This is a genomic window from Limnospira sp. (assembly GCF_051859755.1).
Lineage (GTDB): Bacteria > Cyanobacteriota > Cyanobacteriia > Cyanobacteriales > Microcoleaceae > Limnospira > Limnospira fusiformis.
In genome coordinates, this window is record NZ_JBIMLI010000030.1 from 16,499 (window position 1) to 28,368 (window position 11,870).

Consider the following 11,870-nt stretch of genomic DNA (forward strand, 5'->3'; position numbering starts at 1 on the left):
ATCGAGTGTTGTGTATTTTTTGCAATTAACTCAAATTAGCCCGGAGGTGTAATTGTCAAGATTCATTCTAAAAGTTCTCTGGCTCGATGATAACGTCGCGCTGGCTGTTGACCAAGTAGTAGGGAAAGGGAGTAGTCCACTGACCTCCTACTTTTTCTGGCCACGCAAGGATGCCTGGGAAGAACTCAAAAATGAACTAGAGTCCAAGCGCTGGATCAATGATGTCGAGCGCATTGAGTTACTCAATAAAGCTACCGAAGTCATCAACTACTGGCAAGAGGAAGGCAGGCGGCGGCCCCTTGGTGAGGCTCAATCCAAATTCCCCGAAGTCATTTTCACCGGAAGCAGTTGATAGCGCGCGACAGTTCTTAACATTATAGCGAGTTTGAGCCTACAGCATTCGGTTGTAGGCTTTTGCTCTGTTTGTAACATTGTATATACTTTTTTTTGAGCGATCGGCTAAGTTAAACTGGAAACATCGAGCGCTAGGATAACCAATGAATAGCATCGCTGAATCCACCCAATACAGCAGCCAACAGACTCTCGCCTGGATGAGAGGCCTACTAGCCTTAGCTTGGGCTGACGGTCAGTTTCAAGAGGAGGAACAGGAATTAATTGCCAGCATCACCCATGACATCCTCGCAACAGATATCGATGTTAACACCCTCGAACCCATTTCTCCCCAGGAATTAGCAGAAGTCTTAGGACCCAACCCAATTCTCGCCGAGAACTTCATGCGAACCGCCGTCATGGTCGCGCTGGCTGACGGCATTTATTCAGTCTGTGAAGATGACCTTCTCCACCAGTTTTGTGAAGCCTTGGGTTTACAAGTCAAAGTCTTAGACTCCCTCAGACACACCTTAGAAGATCTATCAGAAGGTTACTGCAAAGAACCCAAGGAACCCAAGCGCCCAGCACATCATCACCATCATATAGATGTTTTAGCTCCCGTCAAGCATTGGCTAGATGACTGGCAACTACATGACCCCAAAGTAGCCAAATTCATTTGTAAAATGGTTCCTCCTCAGTGTCCTTTTGAAAGGGATATTAAGCTCTTTGGTCACAAAATTGTTCATATCCCCCCCATGTGCAAGATTAACCCCCTCTATGAGCAATTAGTAGGGTTACGCTTTCGGGCTTTATCTTATCTGGCTGATGAGTGTCACGAGGATATCTCCAAGTATTGTTAGCTAATCACCAGAGGCAATTATCTTCCGCTTTCAGTTGTTGATGATTGCCTCATTCTGACTCCCCACCCGACTAATCAAATTTTTCGGTTGGCGGAAACCACAGTCGCACCCAACATAGATCCGAGACTAAATCTTAACATTAAATTAATATTTGAGACAATGTATATCACAGGCTGGCTTGTAAAAACATAGTAACATTTCGTAACAAAAGTTATCATCTATAGTATAGATATATACAATAATGATATCATTAGGCTATGTGGGAACTGTATGTAGCCATAACTGGCGCTAAAAATGTTCTTCACCTATTTGAATCGGATGACTTCGATTTTCTTCGAGAGTTGTAAGAAAGCGATCGCCTGGTAGTGGCTTATGTCGCCAGCGACCATCAAATTTAAACATTTAATTGCATCAAAACATGGAATTTCATCCATACGAACCAATCGACAATAATTCCGCTCAAAATCAGTTGTGGAATTGGCTCAAGAGAGCCTTCAGTTCAGACCCAGGGGAAGCATACTATCGCTATCCAATTTTTAGTCGGACTGGGAATTTGATGAGAGAGCCAGATTTTTTAATCTTACACCAACTGACCGGATTATGGATTCTAGAATGCCAAGGGTTATCAATCAATAACATTGAATCCATTGAAGGTTACGAATGGAAAATGAAAAATTGGCACAGCCACATCGAAACGCCCGTTTCGCAAGCCGAAGACCAAATGTTTGCCATTCAAAACAAACTTAATGTCAGACGGGAAACGCGAGGAAAATTGAGGTTTCATTTTCGAGTTGTTTTGCCGAATGTCAATCAAGAAGAATGGAAAAAGCGTGGATTCAATTATTTAGTAAGTCATCCAGGAGTTGTACTCTTAAAAGAAGATTTGACACCCACAGCAATCAGTCGTTATTTCCAGAAAATTGCCGAGGCACAAAAGCAGCCACAATATGGAGAAGATGAATGGGAAAATATTTATGCTGTTCTGGGAGGAACTTTACCTTCAAAGCCCGCCCGCTCTATTCCCAGCAATACGCCCAAAGAAAGTCCTGTATTTGCAATTCATGAGGTTGAATCAAAACTCAAAGTTCTCGACAGTACCCAAAAGAAAATTGCTTTTGAAATTCCCGAAGGGCCACAGCGACTTCGCGGTTTGGCGGGTACGGGTAAAACGGTGCTGCTGGCAAAGCGCCTAGCCAAAATGCACATCCGACATCCAGAATGGGATATTGCCTTGGTTTTCTTCACGCGATCGCTCTACGACCAGATGATCGAATTAGCAGATCTGTATCACCGAGAGATGCACCCAGACCAAGCCGAAATAAATTGGAAAAAAGTCAAAATTTTACACGCTTGGGGTGGAAAGTATAGAGATGGATTTTACTACCGCCTAGCGAAAAAATGTGGTGTAACACCTCGGGACCTCAACAGCGCATTGCGAGAGGTGAAGAAATTGGGTAAATCCGAAGCAGTCACCGAAGTTTTCGACTTTATTTGCACCGAACTTCAAAACAAAGCGGACTCAATCCCCGTACTGTATGATTGCTTGCTTATTGATGAAGGTCAAGACTTACCCCCAAGTTTTTATCAACTCGCGCTGCAAACCCTGAGTGTTCCACAGCGAATTTATTGGGCCTATGACGAAGCTCAGGGAATCGGTTCTTTAATAATTCCAACTTCTGAACAAATGTTCGGGCGCGATGCTAATGGCAAATTGTTAGTTGACGTGAGCGGTAGTTATCCGGGTGGGATATTAAAAACCCACAAGATGAAACGCTGCTATCGCACTCCCCGACAACTCTTGATGACTGCCCACGCTTTAAACATGGGTTTATTCCGTCCCGGTGGAGCATTGCAGGGCGTTACTAACCAAAAAAACTGGCAAGATTTGGGATATGAAGTCATTGGTGGCGATTTCAGCGATGCCAGTGTTGCTGCTGGCAAAATGGTGACAATTACCCGCACTCTAACGGAAAGCCCGCATCCGGTTGATTCTGGTTCATTTAAAACAATAGACTCAGTGGGTTCATTGCTATCTGTTAAAACATTTTCTGCAGAACAAGAGGAACAACAGTGGATTGCAAAACAAGTTAAAGCTGACTTAGATGCTGGTTTTAACCCTTGGGATATTATTGTCGTCGCTTTGTCAGGAAACTACGAAAAACAATACTTACAAGATATGAAAACGGCGTTGCAACATGGGGGAGTTCCCAGTGCGATCGCCGGAGTCGATACCGACGTAGATTATCGAAGAGCGCCGGATATTTTCCGAAAAGCAGGTTGCGTCACTGTATCAGGAATTGCCCGTGCTAAAGGAAATGAAGCATGGAAAGTCTACGCCTGCCGATTTCAATACGCTACAGAACCTATGAGCTGGAAGAACGAAACTGAATTGCACAAGCGAAACGAAGCCTTTGTCGCTTTAACTCGATCGCGAGTTTGGTGTGTTGTCACGGGGCTAGATTCTGCAATTTTCGATGAGCTGAAAACCGCGATTAATCAATACCCTAATTTCTCATTCCGAGCCTTTAATCAGCGCAGTCTTAAACGCAAACAGGGAGATGATGAATAAATTTTTATCACCACCAATTATCACCAGAGATTTCGGTTGGCTGAAACCACAGTTAAACCCAACCCTTTATGTATAATCTAGGGGCGGGTTCTGCGGTGAATTATATCTCCCCACCCGAAGATAAATAAACCCGCCCTCTATCTTCCGCTTTCAGTTGTTGATGATTGCCTCTGTGTACAATGTAGGGGCGGGTTCTGCTGTGAATTATATCTCCCCACCCGAAGATAAATAAACCCGCCCTATAAACCCGCCCTCTGGGGTTCTGCTGTGAATTATATCTCCCCACGCGCTGAGGATGAATAAACCCGCCCTATAAACCCGCCCTCTGGGGTTCTGCGGTGAATTATATCTCCCCACCCGAAGATAAATAAACCCGCCCTCTGGGGTTCTGTGGTGAATTATATCTCCCCACGCGCTGAGGATGAATAAACCCCCCCTATGGAGAGACGGCGAGAGGAGGTTATTTAGTGGTTTTAAGAGTGGCTTTTTGCCATTGGCGGACAGAATTAATGATATAAATATCCTCGGATTTTTGGAGGGTTTCTATATCAATAATAGCCTCTTTGAGCTTACCCTGCTTGAGTAAGCTACCCCGAAAAGTTCCGGGAAGTAAACCGCTGGTGACTGGGGGGGTAAGCCAATCATCATTGATTTTAATAATCAGATTAGCAATGGTAGTTTCTGTGACCTCTCCCCGTTCATTCCATAAAATCACATCATCACAGTCGGGACGGGAATTCCGGGCGGTTTCATAGATGCTGCGGTTGGTGGTTTTATGATATAAAAAAGGGTTTTGGGAATTAATGGGCGTGGGAGATAAACCTAAATAAATCTGTCGGTTAGGTGGGGATTTCTCAAAGGCAGAAATTTCGTAATTGAGAACACCCTGGCGGTCAACTAATAACCTAACTCGATAGGGAATTGACCAGGATTTACTTAAATCGATTAATTGTTGATTGATGTGTTCTAGGGATAAGGGAATCCCAAAATATATGGCTGACTCTGATAACCTGTTTAGGTGTTCTTCCCGGAGAAAAAATCCTGCCTCTGGGGTCCATAGCATGGTTTCTAATAGGGAAAAATCACAGCTATTATTGATGCTCAGAAACTTGGCTTTGGTTTCACATTCTTGGTATTCATCCTGGCTGTCAGAATCCCACAGAATACCACCACCAACGCCATACTCGGCTTGATTATTTTGGTGGTCAATGATAACTGTACGAATGGCTACGTTAAACTGGGTTCTATAATTATTCGGGGTCTGTTGTGGTTGGATAAAGCCAATGGTTCCAGTATAAAGGTGGCGGGGAGTAGTTTCTAACTGGTGAATTAACTGCATGGTTCTGGGTTTGGGTGCGCCTGTAATGGAAGCACAGGGGAATAAGGCGGCGATGATTTCTGATGGTAAAGCCTGGGTTTTGGCGGTGACTGTGGAGGTCATTTGCCACAGGGTTGGGTATTTTTCGACGGTAAATAATTCGGGAACTTGGACGGTTTTAATATCCCCAATGCGACTAATATCATTGCGGATCATATCCACAATCATCACGTTCTCGGCGCGGTTTTTGGGGGAATTTTGCAGCCATTGGGCGATCGCATTATCTTCGGTTAAAGTGCAACCACGGGCGGCGGTTCCTTTCATGGGACGAGCGACCAGTTGACGGTCAGAGAGTTGGAAAAATAGTTCCGGGGAAGCAGAACAAATGCTAAAGCGATCGCCACATTCGATATATGCTGCATAGTCGGCTTGTTGCGATCGCACTAATTGCCAAAACCAAGCCAAAGCATCCCCAGAAAACTCCGTCCGTAGGCGAAAAGTATAATTGACCTGATAGGTTTCCCCCCTAGCAATATAACCTCGAATTTGGTTAATAGCCTCCTGATATTCAGTGGGGGTGACAGAAGATAACCACTCACCCACAGTATAATCTGATGGCGAACAGAGGCGGGGTGGGGTGATAATTTGTGGTTGTTGATATAGCCCAAACCAGAGCAAAGGAAACTCATCTGGGGGATAGGTATTCAAAGCGGAATCGAAAGCGCTAGAGGCTTCATAACTGATAAAACCCGCCGCCCATAAATGCCCTTCCCGGAGACTTTCATCAATCTGTTGTAAGGCAGGAATTACCTGCTCGAGACGATCGCAATTAACAATATAGCAGGGATGTTCAAATAGTAACCACTGCTGATTTTGGGCATCATGGATGATTACTCTGTTCATAGTCAACTCAACTAACTTCACCTTCCAAAAGCGATCGCAAAGCCTCCTTCATTTCCGCTATAGAAGTCGTAGCCGTCCCAAACTGACGCACCACCAAACTAGCCGCCAAATTACCCAAAACCGCCGCCTCCCAAAAACTCGCCCCCACAGATAAAGCCAAAGTTAAAGCCGCCACCACAGTATCTCCCGCCCCCGTCACATCAAAAACATCCAAAACATTAAACGGAGGAATATGGCTAACTTGTAGCGTCTGATTTTCCCCCCATTCAAAAAGACTCATCCCCTCCTCACCCCTAGTAATTAGCACCCGTTTCGCCCCAGTCAAATTCAGTAAATCAGTCCCCGCACGTCTGAGACTCTCTTCATTAGCGATCGAATATCCTACCGCCTTTTCCGCTTCAGGAACATTAGGAGTAAACAACATCGCCCCCTGATAGCGTTGTAAATCAACTTGAGCATCCACCACCGAAAACCCATGACCCAAAGCCGCGCCAATAACCGGGGAAGTTAACACCCCATCCCCATAGTCCGAACAAACCACCCCATCAACATTATCTCTGTGTTGTTCGATATATTCAGCCAACCGCCATTGAAGTTCCAAGCTGGGTAAATCATCCGATTTGCGATCGACCCGGACAATTTGCTGAGTCACCGACTGGCGCGCGTGTCCAGAAATCCGAGTTTTAGTCACCGTAGGGCGGTCTGCGTCTGTGAGAATACCCTCCGTATCAATTCCCGCCTCCCGAAAAATCCTCTTGAGAGTCTCCCCTTGGTCATCCTTTCCCACCAACCCCGCCACCGACACTGCAGCCCCCAACTTAGCCAAATTGTAAACCGCATTAGCTCCCCCTCCTGGGATTTGTTGAGTAACTTCATGGCGCAGAATTAGCACTGGTGCTTCCCGCGACAACCTCTCCACCTGACCAGTCATAAACTCATCCAGAGTCAGATCCCCCACCACCAGAATTCGCGCCTTAGCAAAATTATCCAAGTGTTCCATAAGGGTATCCGCAGCCCCCTCAAGCTGATTGAGAAACGAAGATTCTAAGGTCATAATTAACAGTTACTCACCCCTACTTGACTTTTTTGAGTACAAAAGCCTTGATTTGCGCCACCTGTTTTTTCAGGGCTACCATTTCCCTCTGCATAGCAACAATTTTCTGTTCTAAAGCCTTAATCTTAGCTGCATCCGCCGCCGTTGTCGCCGCCACAGGAGGAGGTGCTGTCTCTTGAGTTGGTGCAGGTGCGGGGGGAGCCACTTTCAGAGGTGGGCGAGGTTTCTTAGCCTTTTCAAAAGCCGACTTGATCGCATCTATCAATTGTCCTCTCTCAAAAGGTTTTTCGATAAACTCAAAATACTCGAAAGGTTCAGCAATTTTCTCCGTCACTTCCTCTTTTCGACCAGACATCAACACCAGGGGAATTTTCCTAAGTTCTTCACTAGCTTGGATTTGCTGAAAAACATCCCATCCGCTGAGTTTAGGTAACAGGAAATCCAGCATAATCAGGTTGGGGCGTTCTTGGCGCACTAGGTCTATGCCTTCTTTCCCGTCTTTCGCTTCTAGCACATCAAAGTTACCCTGGGGTAACATCTCCCGAACTTTTACCCGAATCACCTTACTATCATCAATAACTATAATTTTCCGACCTGCCACGGCTTACTCCCCCGGTGATGAATACATAATCTGAATATTGGTGCAGCACTTAACCTTCTCAAATCTGTTGATAGCTTAACAAAGTCGAGAATAGTATGGCATCACCAACAATGGTCAAGGATACCGCCATCAAACCATTACCCTCACCCCAAACCCCTCTCCCAAACGGGGCGAGGGGCTTCCGAATGTACTTGATGGCTTGAGAAGCTGCTATAGTGAGTTCCCATATAATCAGCATCGCAGAAAACTGCTTTGTGTTATAAAAAATAGCTATCCTAGATATCAATACATTATGTCAACCACTCCTGATTCTATCTCATCACGTCACCGAGACGCAATTAAATCTATGCCTGAGTGGTTGCGTCGTCCTATTGGTGCGGCTAGTGAACTCTCGCAGGTGCAACGGATTATCAAACAGCGACAAATTCATACTATTTGTGAGGAGGGGCGCTGTCCCAACCGGGGGGAATGTTATGCTCAGGGGACGGCTACTTTTTTACTTATGGGGCCTACTTGTACCCGCTCCTGTGCTTTTTGTCAAGTTGATAAGGGCCATGCTCCTATGCCACTTGATCACGATGAACCCCGCAAGGTAGCAGAAGCAGTCCAAATTTTGGGGTTGCGTTATGTGGTGTTAACTTCTGTGGCGCGGGATGATTTGGCTGATGGCGGCGCGGGCTGGTTTGTGGCTACTATGGAGCAAATTCGATCGCTTTGTCCCCAAACTCAAATAGAGGTGCTTACTCCCGATTTTTGGGGGGGAAAGGCTGAAGATACTCAACAGCAACAATATCAGCGTATTGATTTCGTGGTGAGGGCGAAACCTGCTTGTTATAACCATAATATTGAAACCGTGCGACGGCTGACGCTTCCGGTGCGACGGGGGGCGAAGTACGATCGCTCTCTCGACCTGTTGCGCCACGTCCGAGAAGTTGACCCGACTATTCCTACTAAGTCCGGTCTCATGTTGGGACATGGGGAAACCGAAGAAGAGATTTTACAGACTTTCGCTGATTTAAGACAAGTTCAATGCGCGCGCCTCACTATCGGTCAATATATGCGCCCTTCCCTCGATCATCTCCCCGTCCATAAATATTGGACCCCCCAAGAGTTTGACCGTCTAGGGGCGATCGCCAAAGATATGGGTTTTTCTCACGTTCGCTCCGGTCCCCTGGTTCGGAGTTCCTATCATGCTGGGGAATTTTAGTCTCCTACCCTCCCACCCATCATCCCAATTTCCCCAATCATTTATGATTAAATAGGGAACCGAGTTGCTCAAATCAGAAATTATCCCTCAACTCTTGTTCGCTTATCTTCCCAAATTGTAAAATGTTTTTGAGGGTACCGTAAGGCACATCTTTGTTAGGATGGGGAACCGTACAAAAAAGGGTTTTTTTGAGGTGAACATGGCTCCCTGTTTGGTGGTCAGTCACAAATTCCAAGCGATGTAGACCTCTGATTACCTCAGAACTGGACAGAGAGGATATGTTGGATCTACTGAGGTTGGCTGGGGTAAAGCAATCTTCAGGTTTGATCCAGTCACTGACATGGTGATCACCTACCTCCCTATCCTCAAGGCGACTTTCCAGGTACAAAATTCTCGATCTATGTTCCCCCAGTTCATTTTCTAACTGTCTGATTTTGGCTGCCAAACGCTCATTTTCTGCGGTGATATAGACTTCAAAATCTCGGGACTGTTCTTTGATACACTCTGATTCTTCCCTAGCCGATTCCAAGGCTCTTCTCAACTGCTCAACATCAGCTTGTTCCCTCAGTTGGCTTTGCAGGTCTGCCGATTGCTGTATCGCCTGATCATACTCGCGGGTCAGTTCCGCAATCTTTTGATTCAGGCTCACTATCTGCTCATTGGTCCTCCCTTCCCGCTCTTCGGTTTCCTGCAACTGGCGCTGCAACTTTTCCAGGGTGCGCGTCATTTCCTGCTGTTCCCTGTTCTGGCTATTCAGGCAATTTTCCAGGTTGGCGATCGCCTCAGACCGTCTGTCAATTTCCTCTTGCGCCTCTACCTGATATTCCACCGCCCAGGCTAATTGATTCCGCAGTTCTTGCAGAGAGGTCTGGCTATCATCCTGTTGATGTTGGAAATCCACGATTTTCTGTTCGTAGTCGGCGATCGCTATTTTCAGTTCCGTTGCGATCGATTGCTGTTCCCTTCGGTAGTCCTCCAACTCCTCCCGCCCCTTTTCCCTAACAGCGATCAGGGCTTCATTTTGTTTAACTTTCTGCTCCAACTCTTCCCGAATATTCCGCGCCTCTTCCAGTAACTGTTTCTTCTCTCGGCGCTTTCGGTACAACATAAATTCGATCAGCAACCAAACCACTGCACCCCCCGTCAAAAATATACCCGTAGTCAGCGAGAAAATACTAGGACTGTGCTGGAACCTCAGCAACCCCCTCGCCCATTTCCCGTAACTCTCCGCGAAGGTTGGCGGCACCCGCCGGACGTAATATACCCGCCCGATGATTTCCCCTCTGTTGACCATCCCCGTCGGGTCAGCTTCCGGTTGATAACGCCGTGTATATTTGCGTTCCGCAAACAATGGCGGCGGGTCCCGTAGGAGATCGTAAGGCTCATTAGTTAGGTTTTCCACCTTCAAACCCTCTTTCCAAAGGCGACGGGAATTGGAATAGTAGAGGATTTCCTGCTCTGGACAATCGGCGATCGCACTTTCGCAGTTCGTGACTACTAACCCGAACAGTCCGTAGTTACTGTCCAGAGTCCGCTGCAACTCCTCCGTTTCTCCCTCTAGCAGCGCCAGGGAAAGTTTCGTCGGCAAAGTGTGAGATAAAATGTTAAAATCTACTGTCTGCGTCGCAAAAATTGTCCGCTCCCAGTAGTTTTTATGATTTCCTAAGTTGTTAATCGTTGCCAGAACCAAAGATATGACGCTGATTATGCTTAATCGACCCAACATTTGCAGCGCGATTTTGACATTCACCTTGCCCAGCAGTTCTTTCGGTCTTCTGAATCTCATAAATTAACCTATCCCTATAATTATTTATCAATTTCCGTCAAACAATTTACGCAAATTCTCAGCCCAAATATTCCCCCTACTGCGATCGCATTATCGCCATCACTAGGTCATTATGTTAACTTTTGTAACAAAAAATTAAGAAATGTTGCGAAAAAATTTTTTTGGGGGGGGTGGGGTTGCCTTTTTGGGGGGTCTGCGCTATACTTTAGATAATGGGAATAGTTGCATTTTTTTGGCTGTTGCATATATTCTTATTATGAAACGATATGTCAATATCTTATCATGAGTTCCCGGCTGTTGTCAACCCTCACTGGTTGTCTATAATGAATAAAACGATATTTTTTGGGGTTCCCAATTATGGCAGATTACCATATAGAAAATAATCAGGAATGGTGGACCCAGCAATGGTTAGATATTCGGAATCGCTATCGGTTTAAGAAACGATTGGAAAGGGCGAGAAATTATGCGAGACCGGGTAATGTTCTCAATATTGAATTTACTGGTCAGCGGGTTATGGCGCAAGTCCAGGGGACGCAAGCGGAACCTTATCAGGTGGAATTGTGGTTAGATGCTTTTACGGAGGAAGAATGGGGATATGTGATTGAAACATTATCCCAGCAGGCGATTTTTTCGGCGAAGTTGTTAGCGGGGGAAATGCCTTACAATATTGAGGATGTATTTGCTAAAAATGGCTGGCGGCTATTTCCTTTGAATTTGGATGAAGTACATTCTCGCGCTCTGTTGTCCAGATCCGGCTAACCCCTGTAAGCATATTGGTGCAGTTTATTATATGTTAGGCGATCGCTTTAGTGAAGATCCATGTGTCTTATTTCAACTGCGGGGACGCTTGAAAGAAGAGATTATCGCTAAATTGCGAAATATACGGAAACCTATAGGGTTTCCGAGCATACAAGGAGGTTTGTTTGATCTAAAAAAATTGGGTAGTGCCTAATATGTAATGATAGAGGTGTAGTGCGAGACGTTCAGGCATGAAATAAGGCTGCAATGCCAGAAATAACCGCCTGGTGGGGACTTCAACCCCTTGGTTGAATATAAGGAGCGCACTCGTGACCATCCTCATAACTGTTTATATGTCCCGACGTTGGGAGGAATCCAAACAAGGCAGGGAACTCAAGGTCAAGACTGAACGCTGGTTTTATGTACAGCAGGAAGTTGAGAGTAAAGGCGATAGCCACCCCCAGTTTCAGGACTCACAACCCGTCAGATTGAAGCGGGGAACGG

Annotated in this window: 9 protein-coding genes and 1 pseudogene; 5 read left to right on the forward strand and 5 right to left on the reverse strand. The window is 45.9% G+C overall.

All coding sequences use genetic code 11. The annotated features are described in order from the left end of the window. The first annotated feature begins 52 nt into the window (after positions 1 to 52). From ACTIE0_RS07750 to ACTIE0_RS07760, 3 genes are all read left to right on the forward strand, one after another. On the forward strand, positions 53 to 352 hold the full coding sequence (locus ACTIE0_RS07750) for a 30S ribosomal protein PSRP-3 (RefSeq protein WP_006619075.1): 300 nt from the start codon (positions 53 to 55) through the stop codon (positions 350 to 352). A gap of 145 nt (positions 353 to 497) precedes the next feature. Continuing rightward, on the forward strand, positions 498 to 1,190 hold the full coding sequence (locus ACTIE0_RS07755) for a Mo-dependent nitrogenase C-terminal domain-containing protein (protein WP_006620542.1): 693 nt from the start codon (positions 498 to 500) through the stop codon (positions 1,188 to 1,190). A gap of 418 nt (positions 1,191 to 1,608) precedes the next feature. After that, positions 1,609 to 3,759, forward strand: coding sequence for a DEAD/DEAH box helicase (locus ACTIE0_RS07760; RefSeq protein WP_006669444.1), 2,151 nt, complete (start codon positions 1,609 to 1,611; stop codon positions 3,757 to 3,759). 460 nt (positions 3,760 to 4,219) lie between these two features. Here the strand turns inward: ACTIE0_RS07760 and pabB are convergent, their stop codons facing one another. From pabB to ACTIE0_RS07780, 4 genes are read right to left on the reverse strand one after another with little or no spacing between them, the layout of a single operon-like run. After that, positions 4,220 to 5,980 carry an aminodeoxychorismate synthase component I gene (gene pabB, locus ACTIE0_RS07765; RefSeq protein ID WP_006669443.1) on the reverse strand — a complete coding sequence of 587 codons (1,761 nt, stop codon included), beginning with the start codon at positions 5,978 to 5,980 and terminating at the stop codon, positions 4,220 to 4,222. Between the two features lie 7 nt (positions 5,981 to 5,987). Further along, complete coding sequence (locus tag ACTIE0_RS07770) at positions 5,988 to 7,034, reverse strand: bifunctional heptose 7-phosphate kinase/heptose 1-phosphate adenyltransferase (RefSeq protein WP_006669442.1); 1,047 nt, start codon at positions 7,032 to 7,034, stop codon at positions 5,988 to 5,990. Between the two features lie 19 nt (positions 7,035 to 7,053). Continuing rightward, complete coding sequence (locus ACTIE0_RS07775) at positions 7,054 to 7,635, reverse strand: response regulator (protein ID WP_006620539.1); 582 nt, start codon at positions 7,633 to 7,635, stop codon at positions 7,054 to 7,056. 58 nt (positions 7,636 to 7,693) lie between these two features. Further along, positions 7,694 to 7,873 (reverse strand): hypothetical protein, encoded by a 180-nt coding sequence (locus tag ACTIE0_RS07780; protein ID WP_006669441.1) that lies wholly within the window; start codon positions 7,871 to 7,873, stop codon positions 7,694 to 7,696. A 54-nt stretch (positions 7,874 to 7,927) separates the two neighbouring features. Here ACTIE0_RS07780 and lipA point away from each other — a divergent pair, with 54 nt between their 5' ends. After that, on the forward strand, positions 7,928 to 8,842 hold the full coding sequence (gene lipA / locus ACTIE0_RS07785; protein WP_035758563.1) for a lipoyl synthase: 915 nt from the start codon (positions 7,928 to 7,930) through the stop codon (positions 8,840 to 8,842). A 73-nt stretch (positions 8,843 to 8,915) separates the two neighbouring features. On the opposite strand, the gene ACTIE0_RS07790 is transcribed toward lipA, so the two are convergent. Continuing rightward, the gene (locus tag ACTIE0_RS07790; RefSeq protein ID WP_006670939.1) at positions 8,916 to 10,628 is read right to left on the reverse strand and encodes a type II toxin-antitoxin system HicA family toxin; all 1,713 of its coding nucleotides are present in this window, start codon (positions 10,626 to 10,628) and stop codon (positions 8,916 to 8,918) included. Positions 10,629 to 10,985: 357 nt separating this feature from the next. On the opposite strand from ACTIE0_RS07790, the pseudogene ACTIE0_RS07795 reads away from it, so the two are divergent. After that, a pseudogene (locus ACTIE0_RS07795) lies at positions 10,986 to 11,514 on the forward strand (SWIM zinc finger family protein); the annotation flags it as partial. Positions 11,515 to 11,870: the final 356 nt, after the last annotated feature.

What these genes read in the sequence shown, in the direction of transcription:
- pabB (WP_006669443.1), bottom strand. Translation starts at nt 5,980, where the DNA reads ATGAACAGAGTAATCATCCATGATGCCCAAAATCAGCAGTGGTTACTA.
- lipA (WP_035758563.1), top strand. Translation starts at nt 7,928, where the DNA reads ATGTCAACCACTCCTGATTCTATCTCATCACGTCACCGAGACGCAATT.
- ACTIE0_RS07755 (WP_006620542.1), top strand. Translation starts at nt 498, where the DNA reads ATGAATAGCATCGCTGAATCCACCCAATACAGCAGCCAACAGACTCTC.
- ACTIE0_RS07780 (WP_006669441.1), bottom strand. Translation starts at nt 7,873, where the DNA reads ATGCTGATTATATGGGAACTCACTATAGCAGCTTCTCAAGCCATCAAG.
- ACTIE0_RS07760 (WP_006669444.1), top strand. Translation starts at nt 1,609, where the DNA reads ATGGAATTTCATCCATACGAACCAATCGACAATAATTCCGCTCAAAAT.
- ACTIE0_RS07770 (WP_006669442.1), bottom strand. Translation starts at nt 7,034, where the DNA reads ATGACCTTAGAATCTTCGTTTCTCAATCAGCTTGAGGGGGCTGCGGAT.
- ACTIE0_RS07790 (WP_006670939.1), bottom strand. Translation starts at nt 10,628, where the DNA reads ATGAGATTCAGAAGACCGAAAGAACTGCTGGGCAAGGTGAATGTCAAA.